This is a genomic window from Paenibacillus sp. 01T431 (assembly GCF_056398625.1).
This window is the reverse complement of the sequence record NZ_JBFTPT010000013.1, coordinates 239,063-261,010: the sequence shown is the minus strand read 5'-3', so window position 1 is coordinate 261,010 and position 21,948 is coordinate 239,063. Positions and strand designations below refer to the sequence as shown.

Genomic DNA, 21,948 nt, shown 5'->3' with positions numbered 1-21,948 from the left:
TTATGACCTCGCCTTCCTGCGTTTAATGAACGAATATGTGAACTTAGCAGAAACGAACAAAATGAGCACCGCTTGAATAATGCTGGATACCTCCAGCGGAACATCTGTATTCCGCTCCATGCCCATACCGCCGGTCTGCAGTGCAGCAAGCAAAATCGCTGCTACAGCCGTACCGAGCGGATGCGATCCGGCAAGCAATGTGGCCATAATACCCGACCAGGCGTAACCTGGCGAAGTCAAAGCGCCATCCAAATAGCGGTACTGCGTGCCGAGCACTTCAACGGAGCCAGCTAGTCCAGCAAAACCTCCGCTGACGAACATGCTGATAAGCATCATTTTTCCACGCTGCACGCCGCCATAGCTCGCAAACAACGGATTGCCGCCAAGCATTCTAATTTCATAACCCTTAACGGTATAGCGCATGAACAAGAACAGCAATATTGCTCCGACTACAGCGATAATAAATCCGCCATGAAGGCTCATTCCTTTAAACAGCTTCGGCAGCCATACGCTTTGATCAAGCATAACCGTCTGCGCCATTGCAGCAGAGCCTGTACGATCCTTGAGCGGATACGATACAATATACCCTGCAAACAACGTTGCAATATAATTGAGCAATAATGTGGTAATGAGCAGATTCATTCGAAATCTAGCATCGAGCCATCCTGCGAATGCCGACCATATTCCCCCGGAAATAATTCCAGCTATAATAGCAGCTACGAGCTTAAACCAACCTGGCCCCGGCAAATAGATTGCCGTTACCGCTGCGCTTAGAGCGCCTAATACCATTTGGCCTTCTGAGCCCATATTAAAAAATCCAGCACGGAATGCCAGCGCCACCCCTAGGCCAATAAGGATAATAGGCGTAGCTCTACTGAGCGTATTCGTAAAAAAATAAAAGCTGCCGAAGGCGCCCTTCCACATTTCCGCGTATGTCTCCATTACGGAGCCTCCGACGATAACAATGGCAATCGCACCCGCTGCTAAACCGATGATAACAGCCAAAAGCGGCTGTAACAGCGAACGTCCGAATTGTACCAGCTTATCCAACCGCTTTTCCTCCCGCCATTAACAAACTAATTTGCTCTTCTGTAGCTTTGTCAGCATCCAGTTCCCCTACGATCTTACCTTCATACATGACCAACACCCGATCAGATAGCTTCAAAATTTCAGTCAGCTCTGATGAAACAAGCAATATAGCTCCGCCTTCATCCCGCTTCTTTAGTAGCTCGCCATGTATAATTTCCATTGCGCCGACGTCAACGCCTCGCGTTGGCTCCGCTGCGATAAGAAACGGCGTCTTCTGCGCAAGTTCCCGTGCAACGATAAGCTTCTGTAGGTTTCCGCCGGATAAATACTGAGCTTTTGTAGATAAAGAGCCTGTTTTTATCCCAAAGCGTGTCACCCACTCGCCTACCATCTGACGAATGCTCGTCCCATTCAATACACCAAGCTTTTGATGCTTGTCAGCATGGCCCATCAAGCCATTCTCCGTAACGGTCGCATCCTTCGCAACGCCCCACTGGTAACGGTCCTCAGGAATATGAGCAAGCCCGCTTTCACGAATATCGCCAACTGGCGCACCGGTCACATCTTTACCCAGCAGCTTGATTGTGCCGGCTCCGGGTTTCATTAAACCAGATATCGTCTGCAATAACTCGGATTGACCATTGCCTGAAATACCCGCGATCCCCACAATTTCGCCTCCATTGACATGAAGGCTAATATCGCTAAGAAGCGGCTTCGCTTTGACACCAGGAATAGAAACATTCGATACCTCAAGAACAGGCTTGCCTCTGCTCACCTTATTTCGTGATATATGTACTAAATCCCGGCCTACCATAAGCCGTGACAAATGTTCCGCATTCGTGTCTTTCGCTTCGACTGTTCCCGTCACCTTGCCATCTCGAAGGACGGTAACGCGGTCAGCAACTTCCATAATTTCTTGCAACTTATGACTAATAAGAATAAAGCTTTTGCCCTGCGCGGCTAATCCTTTAATCGCAATGAGCAGCTCTTTCACTTCGAGCGGCGTCAAGACGCCAGTCGGCTCATCCAAAATAATAACTTCAGCGCCCTGATAGAGCACTTTCAATATTTCAACGCGCTGCTGCATGCCAAGCGAGCAATCTGCAACTTTCTTCCAAGGGTCTACCGGCATGCCATAAAGCTTGCCGATTCTTTCCACCTCTGTGGCAGCTGCCTTACGGTCAAAACCTACTCCTTTGGAGGGCTCGCGCCCAATAACGATATTTTCGGCAATCGTAAACGTCGGGAATAACATGAAATGCTGATGAACCATTCCAATCTTATGCTTAATCGCATCAGCTGGGTTCCCGAACGAAACCGGCTTGCCGTCAATGCGAATTTCACCGCTAGTTGGACTTTCCATCCCGTACAGAATACGCATTAACGTCGTTTTTCCTGCACCGTTTTCACCTACTAAGGCATGAATTTCTCCTTTTTGCAGCGAAAACTGAACATTGCTATTTGCGGTTACGCTCCCATATGACTTCGTAATGCTGTCCATTTGCAGCAACATACAAAAGCTCTCCCCTTTCAATCCCGATATAAACAAAAAAACCGCTCCCTCGATTACAGAGGAAGCTTCTAGGCAACAAGCAAACCGGCTGCATGGGTAGCAGCCGGCCTGTTGTACTATTGAGCTAGCGGATTAACTACTACGATTTTACCAGATTTAATGTCTTCTGCGATAGCTTTTACTTTATCGACATTTTCTTGGCCAATAAACGGGCTAAGCGTTGATTTGCTGTCTCTTGTTACGAAAGTTAAGCCTACGCCGTCTTCTTTCAAACCGTAGTCTGCAACGCCGAATGCAAAGCTGCCATCAACGAAGCTTTTCACTGTTTCGTAAGCAACTGCATCCGTACCTTTCAATTGTGAAAGCACGATATGCTCTGGATCTTCATCCGTACGGTCTGTATCTTGACCTGAAGTGAAGAAGCCTTTTTCTTTCGCTGCGTCAAACACTCCATTGTCGCCAACTGCTGCCATACCTGCGATAAAGTCAGCGCCTTTGGACTGTTGAAGAAGCGCAAGCTCTTTACCTTTAACTGGATCCGTGAAGCTGCCTACGTAGTTGATAAGGAATTGCGCATCTGGATTTGTGCTTTTCAGACCTTGTTCAAATCCTGATGTATATTTGCTAAGAAGTGGAGCGTCCATTGCAACGACTGCACCCACAATATTTGTTTTAGTTGCAAGACCTGCAAGTGCTCCCATCAAGTAGGAAGCTTCATGCTCGCGGAAGTTAACGCTGCGAACGTTTGGAAGATCAACTACAGTATCGATAACTGCAAAAGACTTGTCCGGATTTTCAGCAGCCACTTTCTTAAGTGCATCTTCTGCTTGGAATGTTGCTGTAATAATCAAGTCATAATCTTCAGCTACAGTTGCACGAAGATTTTGTTCAAAACCCGCTGGGTCCGTGGACTCAATTGTTTTCACTTCAGCGCCAAATTCGGAGCCTGCTTTTTTGAAGCCTTCATCCATCAATACAAAAAACTTGTTAACGCCAATTTTTTCGGGCAATACAAGAGCGATTTTTTTCTTGTCCGCTTTGTTGCCTGCACCGTTATTCGCTGCGTTTCCTGGTTCATTTTTGTTGGATCCGCAAGCTGCAACAATCGCAACCATTAGAAACAACGATACCGCCAAAGCAAAAACCTTTTTCATCGTAATCTCCCCTAAACAATTGAATGTATTAATTCCTTTTAATCCTAGTTGTTTTATCGGATTTTGTCAATCTTTTTCGATTCGACAAATTTCTAGTTTATTCTACACTAAATTCATCCACAATAATAATAAAATATGAAATTAGTCACGAATTTGTAACATCCGATTCCATATTACGACTCATTTGCTCAAACAACTGAACACCTTGCTCCATATCTGCTATCGACATGCCATCGAACAGCTTAAGCATCAGCTTCGAGCGTATCGTCTCTATTAAATGGATGATTTCCAATCCCTCTTCCGTAATTTCGAGCATCACGACACGCCGATCCTTCTCGCCGCGTTCGCGCTTCACATACCCGAGCTCTATCAAACGATCAGCAATTCCAGTAACTCCACCACTAGTGATGAGCAGCTGTTCAGCCAAAGCTGATGCTTTCTGTGGTCCTGATTTCCCTAAAATAATTAGCATTTTCCCATGGGTCATGCCTAAGCCATGCACATTATAGGTGTGCCATTCGGTGTTTATTTGTCTTCTCACTTGACGAAATGATTCGTCCAGCCGCCTCATTAACTCTTGTCTTTCCATATTTGAAGCTTCCAATTGATCACCAACCTATCTACTTTCTTTAATCCATACTGTTGTTCATATTATACCTTCCCTTTCTTTGTTTAACTAACGTTCAGCACGAAATAAATATGAAACCTTTTTGATTTAGCACAAAAAGACCAACCCAAGGTTGCAGGTTGACCTTTTTTTTTCGAAAAAGTATAAAACCGCTTGATCTATCCTTGCAAAAATCGCAGCGGCGGCTTGCCAAGCAGTCCCATTCGCGCAGTCTGCCACAGCTCTTGCATTAGTTGCTGCAGTGGCCATGCTGCCGTTGATGCTGCGGACACCGCAACACCATAACGATAGGTCATAGACGCACCGCCAATTACTTTATGAGCCTCGGGAGCTTCGAAGCTGTCCAGTTTCTCCTGAAGCTGCTCCAGATGGCTGCTGTTGACTCGATCACTGAACATATAAAAGGTAGCCCAGTGCGTCATCTCATCCCAGCTGCCAGGCGCAGTTATAACTTGACTGCCTGGCACTACTCGCTGACGCTGCGAGAAGATAAGCTCTTCACCATAATGAACGGTTAATGAATTGCTGTATGAGCGATAGTCGAAGCGTTCGCCGCGAAGCGTGCGACCTGGACAAAGGACGTCGGCTTGCAGCCAAGCGGACCCTTTTTGCAGTCGAACCTGTGTATCGTTTCGAAAAGCTGCTTCCTTATATAGCATAATGGGCTCCGGCATATGCTCGACGACTGCATCTGCCTCTAATTCGAACAATTGCTGCATCGAAGCGTCACTGTTAGGTAAACTAGGATGCACCTTCGTATACGATTGGTTCGTAATCATGACATGAGAGTGCTGCTCGGCTGTCCATTCCAGCTCATACCGGTCACCGCTGAGCAGGCCAGGTGAAACATCCATTACGATTACGCCCAGCTGACCATCCAGTGGAAAAGCTTTGGCAATCTTTATCGGAGCGGTATGATATTTATTGCCGATTAACGTTTGACCGAGGCGGCTGGCAAACGTTGTACGCAGTACGGATGTCCTGACCTCTCCCACTGCATTATCCTCGTGCCGAATGGCTGCAGGCTCTGCACTGCTTTGCTCACGCCTCATTAGGAAATTGTGTGCCGCTTGTCATCAGGTATGCTCGTAAGCTGGATCACATGCGAGTGTTCCGTTCCGCGCGCATGAGCTACCTCATGTGTAAGCCAATTCACAATCTCATCCACGCCATCGCCCCCAAACAAATTAGAGAACACGAAAGGTCGCTCCCCGCGCATCTTAATTGTGTCAGCTTCCATAACTGCGAGGCTCGCTCCTACATACGGCGCTAGATCGATTTTGTTAATGACAAGCAGGTCCGAGCGCATAATGCCAGGTCCGCCTTTGCGTGGAATCTTCTCGCCTTGGGCAACATCGATAATATAAATAAAACGATCGACAAGCTCAGGACTGAACGCCGCAGCAAGATTATCTCCGCCGCTCTCAATGAAAATCAGATCCAGATGGTCAAAACGACGCTCCAGCTCCTCGATAGCTTCAAAATTCATCGATGCATCCTCTCGAATGGCTGTATGCGGGCACCCGCCAGTTTCAACACCGATAATACGTTCTTCCGGCAGCACACCCGTATTAAACAAAATACGAGCATCCTCCTTCGTGTAAATATCGTTCGTAATGACAGCGAGGCTGTATTTGGTATGAAGCTCACGCGTTAATCGTTCTACAAGCGCTGTTTTTCCTGAGCCCACTGGTCCCCCGATACCGATACGGATCGGCCTTGAGCTGTCTATTGCCGGGCTTTCCCATTCCTGATGCGTATGTCCTTGTCCTTGGCACATTTTTCATTCCTCCATTAATTTATAATTAAGACATAAATAATCGCGAATATAACCGTTCGTGGCGCATCATCGCCATCTCCGCCATCGGCATATTAGAATAGGCTTGTTCCGGATCCGTCGCACGCACGATTTCCAAGGCGTCTGCTGTTAGCGGTATCAGCCTTGCGACCAACGATTGACCCTCCGTCTGTCCCATCGACATCAGCCGCAAAGCGCTGTTGACGCAAGTTACGATGCAAGTATACAAATAGCCTTGGATCGCTTTCTCCTCCGATATGCCAAGCACCCAGCAGGCATAGCCGTGCGAGAGAGGATGGGAAGCAAAACAATTCCCTGCCTTCATTGCTTCCAGTAAAGGCGACCAATCCAGCTGCGGATGTATAGCTGCTGCAAGCTGAAGCAGCCGACGCCCCATTTTCTCTACGCCGCTGCGTGTTTCTGATGCGACCCTTTGCAAATGAACAATCCGCTCAATCGCCCACACCTTCTCCCAATTCCCTTTTGGCGCATTTCTATATACGGCCTTGATCACCATCGCATCCGAGCTTGCCCAGCTTTGCAAAAGCATGGCTGAGGCATAATCATAGAGCTGAGCAGAACGATTCATACGGCCATCTTGAACCATGGTCTCAAGACCGAACGAATGCGAGAAGCCGCCGATCGGCAACGCTGAATCGAGCAGCTGCTGCATAGCCAGCCATTTCATATCATCATTCAATTTTTCGCTCGCCCTCCTGTCGTCCATGGCCGCAGCGCGCAGCTAAAATAAGAAATAACGCTGCGCCATCGGCAGCACCTCAGCTGGCTCGCAGGTCACATGCTCGCCATCTACCAGAACATGATAGGTTTCCGCGTCAACCTCAAGCTTAGGCGTTGCATCATTGTGGATCATATCCTTCTTCGTTACGCTGCGGCAGCCTTTTACTGGTTCAATACGTTTCTGCAGTCCGAGCTCCTTCGCAACCCCGAGGTCATAGGCTGCCTGAGATACAAACGTAATCGAGCTGCTAAACACCAGCTTCCCAAAAGAGGCGAACATCGGCCGACCGAACACAGGCTGCGGTGTTGGGATGGAAGCGTTTGGATCACCCATCTGCGCAAATGCGATGCTCCCGCCCTTCAGCACGAGATCCGGCTTGACGCCAAAAAACATCGGATTCCAAATGACAAGATCGGCGAATTTGCCCGCTTCCAGCGAACCTACCAGATGAGAGACACCATGCGTGATCGCAGGATTAATCGTATATTTGGCAATGTAGCGCTTAATACGGAAGTTATCATGCTGTTCATTGTCGGGAAGGAGCGGTCCTCGCTGCTTTTTCATCTTGTCTGCCGTTTGCCATGTGCGGATAATAACTTCTCCTACGCGCCCCATCGCCTGTGAATCGGAGCTAATCATGCTGAATACGCCCATATCATGCAAAATATCTTCCGCTGCAATCGTCTCCGGCCTAATCCGAGAATCAGCGAATGCAACGTCCTCAGGAATGCTGCTGTCCAAATGGTGGCAAACCATCAGCATATCCAAATGTTCTTCTATCGTATTAATTGTAAAAGGACGAGTAGGGTTCGTGGATGACGGCAAAACATTCATCTCACCCGCCGCGATGATGATGTCTGGGGCATGACCGCCGCCCGCGCCCTCGGTATGATAAGTATGAATCGTTCTTCCGCCTATGGCCGCAAGCGTATCCTCAACAAAACCTGCCTCATTCAGCGTATCGCTGTGGATAGCAACTTGAATGTCATACTGATCTGCGGCTTGCAGGCAAGCGTCAATTGCTGCTGGTGTTGTTCCCCAGTCCTCATGCAGCTTAAGCCCAATGGCTCCCGCTTCAATTTGCTCAATGAGCGGAGCGGTGAATGAAGCATTGCCTTTACCCGTAAAGCCGATATTCATCGGAAAATGTTCGGCTGCCTCCAGCATGCGCCGCATATGCCACGCGCCAGGTGTAACCGTCGTTGCATTGGTTCCTGTTGCCGGACCTGTTCCGCCGCCGATCATCGTCGTGACGCCTGAGGAGAGCGCCGTTTCAATTTGCTGCGGACAAATAAAATGAATATGCGAATCAATGGCTCCTGCTGTTACAATCTTTCCTTCACCGGCAATAACCTCGGTACTTGCGCCAACAATCATATTCGGGTGCACGCCGTCCATTATGTCTGGATTTCCGGCTTTGCCGATGCCAACGATAAATCCATCCTTTAGGCCGATATCCGCTTTCACAATGCCGGAATGATCGATAATAACGGCATTCGTAATCAATGTATCCAGCACACCCTCATCACGCTGCGCGCCGCTCGACTGCCCCATGCCATCGCGTATAACTTTGCCGCCGCCGAACTTGCATTCGTCGCCATACACCGTGTAATCATGTTCAATCTGTGCCCATAGCTCCGTATCTGCCAGCCGAATGGCATCACCCGTTGTAGGGCCAAACATGGCCGCATAGCTGCGTCGATCCATCTTAGTCATTTACCTTCGCCCTCCCAAGCCGCAAGTCGTTCGCGAACAACATCTGGCAGCCTGCCGTTCTCCGCTTTCCCTTGGCTGAGACCATTAAGTCCATAAGATTGCTTTTTACCACCCAGCTCAACGACGGTTATAGGCTTCTCCTCACCGGGCTCGAAACGAACCGCTGTCCCTGCTGCGATGTGAAGACGCATCCCGAAAGCTGCCTCGCGATCAAACCTCAATGCACGATTCACTTCAAAAAAATGAAAATGAGAGCCTACCTGAACCGGTCTATCTCCAGTATTTACTACAATTAACTGCTTCGTCATTCGTCCGGCATTTAATTCAATTTCACCGTCAGCCGTTCGATATTGTCCAGGTATCACAGGCCATTCTCTCCTCCTCTATAAAGCTGATCGTTCACATACCACTTTCTATATCAAATGAAATGATGCCCATAGCCGTTTTACTTATCGTTATCAAGTTATCGGGTCGTGAATGGTAACAAGCTTCGTTCCGTCTGGGAAAGTCGCTTCCACCTGAACCTCGTGAATCATTTGCGGTATGCCAGTCATGACTTGATCTGCATTCAAAATTTTTGTTCCAAATGCCATTAGCTGTGCAACGGTCATTCCATCACGAGCGCCTTCCATAATTTCAGAGGTGATTAACGCTATGCTTTCAGGATAATTAAGCTTCAAGCCGCGATTCATTCGTCGTCTTGCCAAATCTGCAGCGATCGTAATGAGCAGCTTTTCTTTTTCACGTTCGGTCAATTGCATATACTCACCTCTTTATCTGTATTAGTTTTATTATAAACAGCAAATACGGGTTCGTAAATCATTTAATGTTAGTTTTTGTGACATAAAAAMAAAAAGTCCAGAAAAAGCGACTCGCGCTCGTCCTAGACTTAACATGACAATAACACAATTATTGCGATGAGAATAATCGACTATTTTCTGCATCATTCGAGAAAAATAGATTTAACTCTACCTTATTTATCCTACTTTAAAGCCTAGTTTGCTTTGGACATGCCCCATCACGCTCTCCAAGCCGCTTAATTGAAAACCGTATTCAAACAGCTTCCCTGTTTCCGTGAATCGCTGCTCTGGCGTCTTCGCCCCCATAATGACGGATACAAGCCGTTTGCCATCCTGCTTCGCAGTACCTGTAAAGCAATAGCCAGCCTGCACGGTATAACCTGTTTTCAATCCGTCATTGCCCGGAAATGCATACGGCATGCCGCTTAGCATCATGTTTGTCGTCTTCAATCTTTGCGAGGTGCTCGCAAGCTTCACGCTATTGCGGCTGGAAACATCGACTACCTCAGGATACTTCTTCAGTAAATAGGCAGCTAGTGCTGCTGTATCCTTAGCTGACATCATGGTATCCCTGTCTGAGGAAGCAGCTTCGAACGGAAGCAGATCCTCATGGCTTAGGCCCGTTGCATTCGCAAAGACGGTTTGATTGGACAAGTCCAGCTTAGCAGCCCGATTGTTCATTAATTGAACAAATGCAGCCTCACTGCCGCTAACATGCTCTGCAAGCGCTACTGCCGCATCGTTCGCGGAATGAATCGCCATCGCTTCAAAAAGCTCTCTAACCGTATAGGTCTCCCCCGCCGCAAAGCCTATTTGGGAACCTGGCACCTCTGCAGCATAAGCGCTGGTTTTCACTTGTTCTTTCCAATCAAGCGTACCTTCACTTGTGAGATCTAATATGATAAGCTCTGTCATCAGCTTCGACATGCTTGCAGGCGGCAGCGCTTCATTTGCATTTTTTTCGTAGAGCACTTCCCCTGTATTGAGATCTATTAAAATAGCCGAGCTAGAATCCAATTGCAAATCAGCTTTAGATGGGCTGCCTTTTAATGAAATGACGTAAAAGACACTGACGATCACTCCAATTGCGGTTAGAAGCCACAAGATTGTACCTCCACGTTTTCTTCCATACGTTTCTTGCTGCATAAAAAACGATCCCCTTTCACTGTCTCTTCTATACAACCAAGTATAGGAGAGTCAGTTTAAGGAGACCGTAAACAAACCATAAGAAACCCTTAATTATTAATTAATAATCGGCAATGTTATACGGAATGCCGTTTGCTCCGAATCACTCGTAACCGAAATCGTACCTTCATGCTTTTCAACGATGCCTTTGACAATGGCAAGCCCTAAGCCGGAACCGCCAGACCACTGTGTTCTTGATTTGTCTACGCGATAAAATCGTTCAAAAATATGAGGAATGTCCATCATTGGAATCGGTTCACCAAAATTAATAACCTCGATAACGGCTGCGCTGCCCTCCAACTGAACAGTCACAACGACCTGTTTGCCGTCTCTGCCGTAATTCATGGCATTCACTATCAAGTTTTCGAATACACGCACAAGCTTGGCTGCATCTCCCTTGATCATGACTGACGTTTTATCTGTCACCAGCTTGCTCTGCATTCCAGCTTCCTCCAGCGGCAAACGAAACTGCACAAGCAGCTGTCCGAGCATTTCGATTAAATTAAAATTCGTTACTTTAAGCGCAGTCGTATCATGCCTCATTCTCGTATATTCAAAAAGATCATTAATGAGGACATTCAGCCGCATCGATTTTTCATAAGCGATTTGAACATAGTGGCGCAGCTCTACCTCGTCTCGATAACGATCCTGCTCAATAAGTCCCAAATACCCAAGCACTGACGTTAAAGGTGTTCGCAAATCATGGGAAACGTTCGTGATCAATTCGTTTTTGGTTTGCTCTGCCTTCCGCTCTTCCACGAGCGCATGATGGAGCCTTCCTGCCAAGCTGTTCATATTGGCTGCCATAGGACCAAATATATTTCTTTTCCGCACTTCGATTTTGTAATCCATATCATAGGTACCGTCAGCAATGCCGCGAACCGTCTTATTCATTTGACCGAGATAATGAAATAAGCTCCACTGGAGAATGATGTAGTAAAAAAGAGACATTACAATGCCCGCAGCACCATACACAAGCCGTCGATCAAACCTATCAATGAATTGATAAAAAACTCTCATTGGCCTTACATTATCGATAAGCCACATTCCGAACCCTAATAGGATATACAGTGAAAAGGCCGCTAGCACGGCGCTTATCGCGATATTCAGCAACGAACGGAAGACAAGCTTTAATGCAATGTTATCCTTCAATTTTATAGCCAACCCCCCAGACCGTGATGATCATCTTATCTCCAAGCTCCTTCTCCAGCTTATCTCTGAGCTTGCTAATATGGACCATTACCGTATTGTTGGAATCAAAATATTTTTCTTTCCACACCTGCTGGAAAATATCCTCCGCACTAAACACGCGGCCAGGCTGGCCAGCGAGCAAATGCAAAATGCCGAACTCAGTAGAAGTTAGATGCAGCGGATTGCCGTCTATTTCAGCCGTATGGCTCAGCTTATCGATCCGCAGCGGTCCAAGGCGAAGTTCCTTATCTAGTCGCGCCCCGTTATTCGCACTTGCTTGGCCGCTGTACTGATAGGATCTTCTCAGTAAAGAGCGTACCCTAGCCACAAGTTCAAGCGGATTAAACGGCTTGATCATATAATCGTCTGCACCGGTCATCAGCCCCATAATTTTATCCATATCCTCTGCTTTTGCACTGAGCATTAGAATAGGGACCGATTGATCGCGTCTGAGCCGCCTCGTAGCTTCCAGCCCATCCATATTCGGCATCATGATGTCTAAGATGACTAAGTCAAACGGATCTCGCGCATAAGCAAGCAGCGCCTGCTCCCCGTCATACGCCTTTTCGGTAATAAACCCTTCATTTTTCAAATAGATCTCTATAAGATCGGCAATTTCCCGCTCATCATCAACAATTAATACTCTTCTTTCCAATTTCAAGCGCCTCCTTATTCATCTTCAAATTATTCTCATCGTTACCAATGAGCATACTATACATGAATAACCTGCATCATGTCCTATTGTTTCACGGAATATCACAATGTTTAAGCCATTTTTAATGTTTTTTTAACATTTATTTGCGAAACGCCTTTCGGCTGACGTTATAGCCAACGCCTGTCCGTTGTGATAAAATCGAGAGTATTGATATTTTAATAAGCATATAGGGGGAACTTACATGGCGGCCAAAAGAATGCGTTCAGACATGATCAAAAAAGGATTCGACCGCGCACCGCATCGCAGCTTGCTTCGCGCCGCAGGCGTAAAAGAGGAAGATTTCGACAAGCCGTTTATCGCGGTTTGCAACTCGTATATTGATATTATTCCTGGTCACGTTCATCTACAGGAGTTCGGCAAGCTCGTTAAAGAAGCGATCCGTGAAGCTGGCGGCGTTCCTTTCGAATTTAACACAATTGGCGTTGATGATGGTATTGCAATGGGTCACATCGGTATGCGTTATTCACTTGCCAGCCGTGAAATTATTGCCGATTCCATTGAAACAGTCGTAAATGCTCACTGGTTCGACGGTATGGTTTGTATTCCAAACTGTGACAAAATTACACCGGGCATGATCATGGGCGCACTTCGCGTCAATATCCCGACTATGCTTGTAAGCGGCGGACCTATGAAAGCCGGTAAAACATCCGATGGTCGTTCAATTTCACTCTCCAGCGTATTTGAAGGCGTAGGCGCTCACCAAGCTGGTAAAATCAATGACGATCAACTGATGGAGCTTGAACAATTCGGTTGTCCGACTTGCGGCTCTTGCTCCGGTATGTTTACGGCAAACTCCATGAACTGCTTGGCAGAAGGCATGGGACTTGCAATGCCTGGTAACGGCACGATTCTTGCTGTTTCTCCAGAACGCAAAGAGTTCGTTAAAGACGCTGCTCGCCAATTGATGAAAATCATCGAGCTAGGCATCAAACCTCGCGACATCGTTACAAAAGATACAATCGACAATGCATTTGCTCTAGATATGGCAATGGGCGGCTCAACAAACACAGTTCTTCACACGCTAGCAATCGCGCATGAAGCTGGAATCGAGTACCCAATTGAGCGTATTAACGAAGTAGCTGAACGCGTACCGCATTTGGCAAAAATCGCTCCTGCATCCGATTATCACATTGAAGATGTGCATAATGCAGGCGGCGTAAGTGCTGTCCTTAATGAGCTGTTCAAGAAAGAAGGCGCATTGCATGGTGACTGCATCACCGTTACTGGCAAAACGCTTCGTGAAAATGTTATTGGCTGTGAAATTCAAGACACCGATGTTATTCATACCATCGACAACCCGCATACAGAACGCGGCGGTTTGGCTGTACTATTTGGTAATCTGGCTCCACACGGCGCTATTATCAAAACAGGTGCAGTTGACAAGTCCGTTGGCGGCTACCACAAAGGTCCTGCTATCTGTTTCGATTCCCAAGACGAAGCGCTTCACGGCATCGCTAACGGAAAAATCAAAGAAGGTCATGTCGTAGTCATTCGTTACGAAGGACCACGCGGCGGCCCAGGTATGCCAGAAATGCTTGCACCAACTTCGCAAATCGTAGGTATGGGACTCGGCGCTAAGGTTGCCCTCATTACAGACGGACGTTTCTCCGGCGCATCTCGCGGCATCAGCATCGGCCACGCTTCTCCTGAAGCAGCTGAAGGCGGCCCTATCGCTTTCGTACAAGACGGCGATATCATCGAGATCGACATGAACAACCGTACGATGGATCTTCTTATTAGCGACGAAGAGTTCGAGAAACGCCGTTCCGAATGGAAAGGCTTCGAGCTAAAAATCAAGCGCGGCTACTTGGCTCGCTACGCTCACCTTGTTACATCTGCCAGCACGGGCGGCGTAATGAAAATGTAGTTATCGCCTTCAGCATCCTCTGGATGCTGAAGCAGCTTTGACCGAAAAGATAAGTTGGAGCAATAGATAACTTTTCTTATATTTAAACAAAAGGAGTGCAGGCTGGAAACAGCCTGCACTCCTTTATTTATTTAACATTCATTTGGATAAATGTCATTTATATCTCAACATTAAATCGCTGTTGTTTTTGTACCTAACTGCGCAGCTTCGTCGGCTGCTGCGTTTAAAGTTCTCTCTACTGTCTGGCTTATATCTTGAATCATGTTCAGCTGTGCCGTTGCATAGGACCTAATCGTTGCGACGGGCATTAACAGCATACGCGGCGAGATCAGTTCTCTTTTCTTCTTGCTCTGAGAAGTCTGCTTCGTGTTCGTTAATACTTTAATCAATACACGCAAGTACACACGCGATGATCTGGCAAACCAGCCCTCAGGCAGCTGAAATATTTCAAATCCTAATCGATCAGCCCCGCGATGGATCATTGTAACCCCATATACCGCTTTGATGTCATTCGCATCTGTATCTTCAGCAAGCTGATTTGCGAGCAGTGGAAGAGCTTGCTCCACTTCACGCAGCATGCGAATACCTGTAGCTACAGGGGATTTTGAGGTTGCTGCAATCATCGACAATTTCTTGTTGTCAAAATGCAGTTCTGCAATACGGTCTCCCTTTGAGACGCGTCCTCCCTCTGCTAATTCAATGTCCTGGCCAGTGTATGTGGTCACCCGGTAATGAAATGCTGCATCCTTCACATCACCAACGGTCTTCAAACGGAAAACGACGTGAAAAAGACGCTCCCATGTCAGCCAAAGCGATATCATCGCTTTCTTTAAGAGTGATGTATGAGCAGCACGCGCTGCTTCAGATCGCTTCATCATTTCTTCAATGCCAACAAAGCGGAAACCTTGCTTCGTACCTTCTTCTAAGTAAGCCTCAAGTGCCGTAAGCATATTTCTCGGTGCATCCTTGTCCGCCCCAAAGGTCATGCCGCAATCATGCAATAGAATGACTTCACCTGGCCGAAGCTTTTTCATCATCCGGTTTTTCAATCGTTCTGACCCTAAACGTATCCGCCAATCACCGAACATTGCCGACCACAAAATAATTTGCAAATGGCCTAGGTTCGCATAATCGAATACATTTACGATTCCCCATGGCGGGCGATAATAAGTCGATCGCACTCCCGTAGCATGCTCAATAATGTCAAGCGTACGCTCGATTTGGCGCTTAACCGTCCTCGGACGCATTAACCAGTTCGATTTGTGAACGTAATTATGGACACCAATATTGTGACCCTCATCCTTCATCCGCTTCAGCAGCTCTTCTTGCCCCTCGGCATGTGAGCCGACAACAAAAAAGGTTGCCTTCGCATTGTAGCGGGCAAGAAGATCGAGCAATTGCGGCGTATAGATCTCATCTGGCCCATCATCGAACGTTAAAGATATTTCGTTTCCCACACGGCCCTTCTTAAAAACACGAAAGCCAAAAGTACGGCTAATGAGGCCAGGAAGAAACGCATAGAAGGATGCTACGTATAATCCCCATAACAGCAAATTTTCCATTTTGTTTTCCCCACCGTTATATGATTTAGTCGACGAATAAATAGCGGTACAAAACAACAACAGTAGTATTAATTGTAGCATAACGCAATTAAAAATAGGCATCTTTTTAAAAACTATAGTACAATCTTTATGGAAATATGAATATGGAAAAAGAAGGAGAAACATTATGCTGCCCTTTTACAAAAAGTATTGGCGAACCGCCTTTGACATCGCACTCATTGCACTAACTGTCTATTTAATTATGTTTTCATTCAGCTATTTGTACCGAATCGCAACGCCTATATTTTTATCCTTTCTCATTTTCTTATGTATCGAGCCGCTGGCAAGGCGTCTAAATAAGCTTGGCATGAAAAAATCGATCGCTTCCGGCATTTCGATTCTGCTATTCACTTTAATTTTACTTACCGCCTTCTCAGGCGCTGCTTATCTAATTACGAAGCAAGGAACTGAGCTCGTTAACAACTTCCCGAAATATCAAGAAATGCTCGCTGTTCAAATCGCTAATCTGACAGAAGAGGTGCAAACCAGATTTGGGAATCTGCCCGCAGATTTGGATTTGGTTCAGCGCTCCAAAGACCTCATTGAAGGTGCTTCTTCAACCTTGGCATTGTTTGGAAAGACTGTACTGCTTAGCATCATCGGGTACGTCACATCCTTCTCAACTTTCATCTTTAATTTTGTAGTCGGGATTATATTAGCTTATTTCTTAAGCATCGAAATTACGACTTGGAAAAAGACGGCCGAGGACAAAACGCCAAACACCTTCAAAACGGCATTTTTCTTCCTTAGAAACAATGTATTTAAAGGAATCGCGTTATATATTAAAGCGCAAGCCAAGATGATTAGTATCACCTTTGTCGTTATTTTGATCGCGCTCCTTCTGCTGCGCGTAGAAAATGCTTTTGTCATAGCAGTCGTATCCGCTATCTTCGACATTTTGCCGCTGCTAGGCGTAGGCACTATTTTTATCCCATGGATTATTTACTTAATTATTGTCGGCAAAGTCTCGCTTGCCATTTGGCTGTCCGTCCTCTTTCTCGCAGTTGTGCTTACACGCCAAATTCTTGAACCAAAAATTACAGGCGACTCCTTAGGCGTATCCGCCTTTACAATGCTCGCTTTCATGATTGTATCCTTATCGCTTTTTGGCGTCGCAGGTGTCATATTATCACCTATTCTTATGATCTTAATCAAAGCGCTGTATGATCAAGGGTATCTCCACCGCTGGATTCATGCTCCGCAGGGGGAATACGACAACCCTCCGGACAAGCCGGACGACGCTGATAGTATATCGGTGAAAATAAATAACAAGGACATCAAGGAACAATAATACGCAAATAAAACAGAGCCACCCCATTGCAAACGAACGTTGATTCGTCTGCAATGGGGTGGCTCATTTTATTTGGAATGGCGTGCGGCGATATCCATGACGCCGCGAAAGAGCTTAGTCGCCTGGTGCGAGCTTCCAGGCGGCTTGTTCTCCACGAGGACGGCTACCGCGTATCGTGGAGCTTTGACCGGGCCGTAGCCCGCAAACCACTGGTGGTTGCGGGCGATTCCGGCATGAGTCGTTTCGGCGGTGCCGGATTTGCCGGCAATCGCCCACAGCCCTTGGCGGATCGATCGACCGGTTCCATGGTCGACGACCGCCTGCATGCCGCGCAGCAGCGCATGCGCCGTGGCCGGTTTAATCCGGCCACGGATCGCTTGCGCGCGCTGCGCGGGCAGCTTCACCATCCGCTGGCCGTTGGCATAGCGGATTTCACTCACTAGGCGCGGCTCCATTACGCGCCCCTCATTCAGCAGCGTTACAATCAGATTTGCCGCTTGCAGCGGCGACATCCTTACATCACGCTGCCCAAGCGCGCTTTGCGCGAGCACGCCGCCATCGACGCCATCCAGCATGGCTGCTTCTTCCCGCGCTTGCTGCGCCGCGTCAAACTTCCCGCTCCGCTTCTCATTACGCTTGCCATTACCACTGCCATTACCCTTGCCACTGCCATTAATACTGCCATTACCGTTGCCATTTCCATTCTCATTGTCACTGCCACTGCCATTCTCATTCTCATTCACATGCCCATTCCCAATCTCATGTTCACTCTCGTGCTCATTCTCACCCATCTCAACGCCGTTATTCCAAGCGAGCTTACTCTTAACGGCTGCAAACAGCTGTCCGCGATCTTCCTCCTCAAGCAGTCTCAGAGGCGATGTAAAGGGGCCAAAAGCTTCATCGCGATGCCAGCCCGCTTGCTGCCCTATCCCGAGCAAACCCGCGGTCCGCTTCAACTGCCTAGCTTCAAGCCGCTCAGCCAGCGTTGCAAACACAATATTGCATGATTGCGCCAAGCCCTCTTGGAGTGTCAAGCGGCCGTGTCCACCTTCCTTCCAGCAGGATAAGCCATATTTGCCGTATTCACCATTGCAAAAAAACGTTTCATGCTGATTCACTACACCCGCTTCCAGCGCAGCTGCTTCCGCAACAAGCTTGAACACAGAGCCGGGAGCGACTGCCTTGATTGCATGATTAGCCCACTCGCTGCCGTCGGAGCTTTGGAACTGTCCTGGCTTCAATTGCGGCCGTGATACCATCGCTACAATATCCGCATTGCTCGCATCCAGCACAACGATTGCTCCCTCTTGCAAGCCTTGTGCATCCACATACGCTTCGATTTCGTTTTGCAGCTGCAAATCAATCGTCGTCATCGCTTTAAGAGGATAATATCGATTGCCAGGCTGCGTAATCCGCATATCAAGGCCGTGCATAGGAGCATTACGTCCATCCAGGAAGTAGGAAACAGAAGTAGCCCCTACTCCATGCAGCAGCTTGTCCAGCGATTTCTCAAGACCCGACCCGCCAACCTGATCTACTAGCTTTCTTTTGCCACTTACGAGATCTTCCGCATGGTTAGTCTGCAGCCACTCAGGATGCTGGCTTGTAAAGCCAATCAGATGCTTCGCATCAAAATCCGGCAAATAGCGATTGCGATAAGGAAGCACACGTATACCGTTTAGCTCAAGTTTTTTTAGGCGGGTAATTTGATCATTTGTCAGTCGCAAAGGCGCTTGCATCCCATCAGCCTTCCAAAACACAGGCTCTCGCACAGCATCCCATTTCTGCTGCAGCTGCTCCGTGGTTACGCCTAGTAAGCGGCTAAGCTCAGCTAAACTCTTTTCTTGACCACGTAGCTCTGCCCGTACGGGAAATAAGGCAACGGCCGAGTAAGTTTCACCTGTTATCGGTTTTCCATAGCGATCATAAAAGTCACCTCTGCCTGTGTCCAGCACCAAGTTTCGTTGACGCTGCTGAACTGACAGCCGTTGCCATCCTCCCCGGTTTGCCAGTGGAGAAAGGACCGCTGAAGAAGAGCTTCCAGGGATCAATTGAATCCAAGCTAAGCGGCCAATATAAAACATCATTATTAAACTAATGAAACAAGCAGCCATAGTTATTCGTTTAATCATGTCCTGTTCTCATCCTGCGAAAGCTCCTTTTTAATGCTGCCTAATGTTTAATGAGCGCTGGAATCGTTGTTATACGTTCATTATCTMCTTCCGCGGCTCTCCTTCAAACATCCATTCTATTTTCTACAACAAAAAAAAGAGCTGTTCAGCATTAACTGCCTGAATAGCTCTTCCTTCAAAATTATCAATTTAATAGGATACCGTGATTGCTAATTAATTTTAAATTTAGAAAGTGAATCCTTGAGCTCACGAGACACCGTATCCAGCTTCTCCGACAAGCGCACCATACCGTCGCTAATGCTTAACTGTTCTGTGCTAAGTGATGCGACTTCTTCTGATGTAGCGGAAGATTCTTCAGCTACTGCACTCACGTTAGTCATCGCTTCGCCTAATACGACTTGCGATTCATCCAATTGCCCGATTGAATCCGTAACAAGATCCAGCTTCTTAACTAGTTCTCCCATTTGGCCAGAAACGGTTAAGAAAATTTGATTCGCTTCTTTTACAGAACCGATTTGCTCTTGGAATAACGGATAAGCATCGGACAAAACATGAACGGTCTCGTCAATCTCGCCTCTAATTTTCTCCGTGATTTGACCAACAACGTCAATGGATTGGCGGCTTTGATCCGCCAGCTTGCGAATTTCATCGGCAACGACCATAAAGCCTTTTCCTGCTGCGCCAGCGCGAGCAGCTTCAATCGTCGCATTCAATGACAAGATGTTCGTTTGCTTCGTTAAGCTGTTGAGCACGTCTAGGATTTTTACGATTGAGCCCGTGCTTTCCTTCAAAGCATCAACCTTCTCTACCATAGAACGGGTCATTTCTTCTGTCATGCTCGTTTTTTGAATAAGTACGCCCATATAGTTTGTTCCTTGCTCACTTGCCTTCTCAACGGCTTGCGCAGAGTTCACCATTTGTTCGTTGGCTGCAATAACTTTTTTCATTTGAACATCGATGTTTCCTGTAAGGTCAGAACCTCGCTCCGCTTCAACAGCCAAGCTTGTTGCTCCTCCCGCGATCTCCTCTGTTGCGACTGCAATCTCCTTAGCAGAAATAGCTGTTTTCCGAGAAGCATCTCCGAGCTCAGTAGCTGTAACCAGTACATCCTCAGCTGATCTTGTCGTCTGTACTGCAAGAGCAGTTATTTGTGTCATCATAAGATTAAAGCTGTCGCTTAGCTCACCAATTTCATCTTGGCGTTTTTTCATGACAGATCGTACGGTCAGGTTGCCGCTTGCTCCTTCAGTCATTAGGTTGCGAAGCTTAACCAGTGGCTGTGCAATCGTCATAATTACGAGAATACCGATTGCAATTGCAATAAGTGCTGCGATAACTACCGTAATCCATGTCAAATTTTGAATCGCTTTAGCATCTTTTACTAGTTCTTTTACCGGTACCGTGCCTAGCAGCTTCCAGTTCATCGTTTCGAATGTTTTGTATGTAGCCAAAACCTCAGCACCGTTTGTCGTTTTCATTTTCGACGAATCCTCAAGCGCTTTATCGCCTTCGGTTGGGAATGTAATACTCGCTGGCTTGCCTACCAATTCTGGATCATTATTTGTAATATATTCACCGTTTGCATTCACGATTGAAAGCTGGCTTCCTTCACCAAGGTTAACTTCTTCGAAGCGTTTCGCAAGCGTCGAGGCTTGCACCTCCAGCAGCAGTACATAAGATGCTTCACTTGAAGTTATATCTTTAATGAGTCGACTCAAGCCTATAGTTGGCGCACCCGCTGGATCTGACATGCCTTCAGGCTGTGGCGGAATCCAGTTTGTTTTCCCCGCATTTTCGACAGTTTCCATAAACCATGCTGTTTTCATTAATTTCTCCGCAGTGCCGGTGGTTGCCCGGCCGGATGTTACAACCGTCAATTTCGGATTTACAGGCAGCAGCATCATGGAAACGATCGTATTATTACCCATAACGTAAGATTGCATTTTGTCGCTTAAATTACGCGATGCCTCAAACTTGCTGAAATCGTCATCGCCGTCAAGCATTTTCCTTACAATTTCATGGAAGCTTTTATCAATTAATATTTGCAGCGATAAATCTTCATACGTCTTGAAAATAACGTCCATATTGTTTGCAACCTGATTGATCGTTTGAAAGCTCGCTTCTGAAACTTTATTTTCAATAATCGACTTCGACTTTGAATAAGCCATTAGACCTACTGTCAATACACACGCGATAATGCTGCAAAAGATAATCGTAAACAGCTTCGTTCCTACTGATTTAATCGGGCTTGACAGCTTTGTGCTTTTTACAGATAACGTCGCTGCCTTTGCTGCTTGTGATAAAGATTGCATTTTTGATGACGCTTTCATACTTGTACCTGACTTAATTTCGTTTGTGCTATTTTGCTCTTTTTCCTGTTTCTGTTTCTTTGTTTTCTTCTTTTTTTGTTCTTCTTGGTTTTCCATGAGGGAAGACACCGCCTTTAATATTGTAAGTCCAAAATAGTACGTTTGCTGCTAGCGCATCTTGCCGAAATATGTATTTACAGTATATTATTTTATATCGACACATTCTTGTCATTTCATAATAATAAATACAAAAAAAAGAGTCTTATTTTCTAAAAAA

18 protein-coding genes are annotated in these 21,948 nt (G+C 46.8%); 2 read left to right on the top strand and 16 right to left on the bottom strand.

Annotated features, from left to right (window positions below; all coding sequences use genetic code 11):
* The 13 genes from AC1DM9_RS23680 to AC1DM9_RS23620 all read right to left on the bottom strand — a co-directional run bounded on the left by AC1DM9_RS23680 (position 1) and on the right by AC1DM9_RS23620 (position 12,411).
* Positions 1 to 1,050 (bottom strand): ABC transporter permease, encoded by a 1,050-nt coding sequence (locus AC1DM9_RS23680; RefSeq protein ID WP_076270798.1) that lies wholly within the window; start codon positions 1,048 to 1,050, stop codon positions 1 to 3.
* Positions 1,043 to 2,542 carry an ABC transporter ATP-binding protein gene (locus AC1DM9_RS23675; RefSeq protein WP_475447458.1) on the bottom strand — a complete coding sequence of 500 codons (1,500 nt, stop codon included), beginning with the start codon at positions 2,540 to 2,542 and terminating at the stop codon, positions 1,043 to 1,045. The genes AC1DM9_RS23680 and AC1DM9_RS23675 overlap by 8 nt, the downstream gene beginning before the upstream one ends.
* A 116-nt stretch (positions 2,543 to 2,658) precedes the next feature.
* Positions 2,659 to 3,696: a BMP family lipoprotein gene (locus AC1DM9_RS23670; protein ID WP_477582495.1), complete on the bottom strand. Its 1,038-nt coding sequence runs from the start codon at positions 3,694 to 3,696 to the stop codon at positions 2,659 to 2,661.
* A gap of 145 nt (positions 3,697 to 3,841) precedes the next feature.
* Complete coding sequence (locus AC1DM9_RS23665; protein ID WP_076270801.1) at positions 3,842 to 4,285, bottom strand: MarR family winged helix-turn-helix transcriptional regulator; 444 nt, start codon at positions 4,283 to 4,285, stop codon at positions 3,842 to 3,844.
* A gap of 197 nt (positions 4,286 to 4,482) precedes the next feature.
* The gene (locus AC1DM9_RS23660) at positions 4,483 to 5,376 is read right to left on the bottom strand and encodes an urease accessory protein UreD (protein ID WP_477582493.1); all 894 of its coding nucleotides are present in this window, start codon (positions 5,374 to 5,376) and stop codon (positions 4,483 to 4,485) included.
* Positions 5,376 to 6,104, bottom strand: a complete 729-nt coding sequence (gene ureG, locus AC1DM9_RS23655; RefSeq protein ID WP_477582491.1) for an urease accessory protein UreG — start codon at positions 6,102 to 6,104, stop codon at positions 5,376 to 5,378. The genes AC1DM9_RS23660 and ureG overlap by 1 nt, the downstream gene beginning before the upstream one ends.
* Before the next feature lie 25 nt (positions 6,105 to 6,129).
* Positions 6,130 to 6,822, bottom strand: coding sequence for an urease accessory protein UreF (locus AC1DM9_RS23650; RefSeq protein WP_477582489.1), 693 nt, complete (start codon positions 6,820 to 6,822; stop codon positions 6,130 to 6,132).
* Between the two features lie 42 nt (positions 6,823 to 6,864).
* Positions 6,865 to 8,580, bottom strand: a complete 1,716-nt coding sequence (ureC, locus tag AC1DM9_RS23645; RefSeq protein ID WP_430057796.1) for an urease subunit alpha — start codon at positions 8,578 to 8,580, stop codon at positions 6,865 to 6,867.
* On the bottom strand, positions 8,577 to 8,945 hold the full coding sequence (locus AC1DM9_RS23640; RefSeq protein WP_477511681.1) for an urease subunit beta: 369 nt from the start codon (positions 8,943 to 8,945) through the stop codon (positions 8,577 to 8,579). The genes ureC and AC1DM9_RS23640 overlap by 4 nt, the downstream gene beginning before the upstream one ends.
* A gap of 93 nt (positions 8,946 to 9,038) precedes the next feature.
* On the bottom strand, positions 9,039 to 9,341 hold the full coding sequence (locus AC1DM9_RS23635) for an urease subunit gamma (RefSeq protein WP_441875885.1): 303 nt from the start codon (positions 9,339 to 9,341) through the stop codon (positions 9,039 to 9,041).
* 216 nt (positions 9,342 to 9,557) lie between these two features.
* Positions 9,558 to 10,526: a D-alanyl-D-alanine carboxypeptidase family protein gene (locus tag AC1DM9_RS23630; protein ID WP_477511680.1), complete on the bottom strand. Its 969-nt coding sequence runs from the start codon at positions 10,524 to 10,526 to the stop codon at positions 9,558 to 9,560.
* 96 nt (positions 10,527 to 10,622) lie between these two features.
* Positions 10,623 to 11,717: a sensor histidine kinase gene (locus tag AC1DM9_RS23625; protein ID WP_441875879.1), complete on the bottom strand. Its 1,095-nt coding sequence runs from the start codon at positions 11,715 to 11,717 to the stop codon at positions 10,623 to 10,625.
* Positions 11,707 to 12,411, bottom strand: coding sequence for a response regulator transcription factor (locus AC1DM9_RS23620; protein WP_339207922.1), 705 nt, complete (start codon positions 12,409 to 12,411; stop codon positions 11,707 to 11,709). The genes AC1DM9_RS23625 and AC1DM9_RS23620 overlap by 11 nt, the downstream gene beginning before the upstream one ends.
* A gap of 241 nt (positions 12,412 to 12,652) precedes the next feature.
* Between AC1DM9_RS23620 and ilvD the strand changes: the two genes are divergently transcribed.
* A complete protein-coding gene (gene ilvD / locus AC1DM9_RS23615) occupies positions 12,653 to 14,338 on the top strand; it encodes a dihydroxy-acid dehydratase (RefSeq protein ID WP_076270807.1) in 1,686 nt (561 codons plus the stop codon).
* Between the two features lie 170 nt (positions 14,339 to 14,508).
* On the opposite strand, the gene AC1DM9_RS23610 is transcribed toward ilvD, so the two are convergent.
* Positions 14,509 to 15,900: a polysaccharide deacetylase family protein gene (locus AC1DM9_RS23610; RefSeq protein WP_477549783.1), complete on the bottom strand. Its 1,392-nt coding sequence runs from the start codon at positions 15,898 to 15,900 to the stop codon at positions 14,509 to 14,511.
* 166 nt (positions 15,901 to 16,066) lie between these two features.
* On the opposite strand from AC1DM9_RS23610, the gene ytvI reads away from it, so the two are divergent.
* On the top strand, positions 16,067 to 17,230 hold the full coding sequence (ytvI, locus tag AC1DM9_RS23605; protein WP_441875872.1) for a sporulation integral membrane protein YtvI: 1,164 nt from the start codon (positions 16,067 to 16,069) through the stop codon (positions 17,228 to 17,230).
* A gap of 68 nt (positions 17,231 to 17,298) precedes the next feature.
* Here ytvI and AC1DM9_RS23600 read toward each other — a convergent pair whose 3' ends face one another.
* Complete coding sequence (locus AC1DM9_RS23600) at positions 17,299 to 19,362, bottom strand: peptidoglycan D,D-transpeptidase FtsI family protein (RefSeq protein ID WP_477582485.1); 2,064 nt, start codon at positions 19,360 to 19,362, stop codon at positions 17,299 to 17,301.
* A 209-nt stretch (positions 19,363 to 19,571) separates the two neighbouring features.
* Positions 19,572 to 21,788 carry a methyl-accepting chemotaxis protein gene (locus AC1DM9_RS23595; protein WP_477511677.1) on the bottom strand — a complete coding sequence of 739 codons (2,217 nt, stop codon included), beginning with the start codon at positions 21,786 to 21,788 and terminating at the stop codon, positions 19,572 to 19,574.
* Positions 21,789 to 21,948 lie beyond the last annotated feature (160 nt).

Coding starts and splice junctions, on each gene's coding strand:
- AC1DM9_RS23675 (WP_475447458.1), bottom strand. CDS start 2,542: ATGTTGCTGCAAATGGACAGCATTACGAAGTCATATGGGAGCGTAACC.
- AC1DM9_RS23670 (WP_477582495.1), bottom strand. CDS start 3,696: ATGAAAAAGGTTTTTGCTTTGGCGGTATCGTTGTTTCTAATGGTTGCG.
- AC1DM9_RS23665 (WP_076270801.1), bottom strand. CDS start 4,285: ATGGAAAGACAAGAGTTAATGAGGCGGCTGGACGAATCATTTCGTCAA.
- AC1DM9_RS23660 (WP_477582493.1), bottom strand. CDS start 5,376: ATGAGGCGTGAGCAAAGCAGTGCAGAGCCTGCAGCCATTCGGCACGAG.
- ureG (WP_477582491.1), bottom strand. CDS start 6,104: ATGTGCCAAGGACAAGGACATACGCATCAGGAATGGGAAAGCCCGGCA.
- ureC (WP_430057796.1), bottom strand. CDS start 8,580: ATGACTAAGATGGATCGACGCAGCTATGCGGCCATGTTTGGCCCTACA.
- AC1DM9_RS23635 (WP_441875885.1), bottom strand. CDS start 9,341: ATGCAATTGACCGAACGTGAAAAAGAAAAGCTGCTCATTACGATCGCT.
- AC1DM9_RS23630 (WP_477511680.1), bottom strand. CDS start 10,526: ATGCAGCAAGAAACGTATGGAAGAAAACGTGGAGGTACAATCTTGTGG.
- ilvD (WP_076270807.1), top strand. CDS start 12,653: ATGGCGGCCAAAAGAATGCGTTCAGACATGATCAAAAAAGGATTCGAC.
- AC1DM9_RS23610 (WP_477549783.1), bottom strand. CDS start 15,900: ATGGAAAATTTGCTGTTATGGGGATTATACGTAGCATCCTTCTATGCG.
- ytvI (WP_441875872.1), top strand. CDS start 16,067: ATGCTGCCCTTTTACAAAAAGTATTGGCGAACCGCCTTTGACATCGCA.
- AC1DM9_RS23600 (WP_477582485.1), bottom strand. CDS start 19,362: ATGATTAAACGAATAACTATGGCTGCTTGTTTCATTAGTTTAATAATG.
- AC1DM9_RS23595 (WP_477511677.1), bottom strand. CDS start 21,788: ATGGAAAACCAAGAAGAACAAAAAAAGAAGAAAACAAAGAAACAGAAA.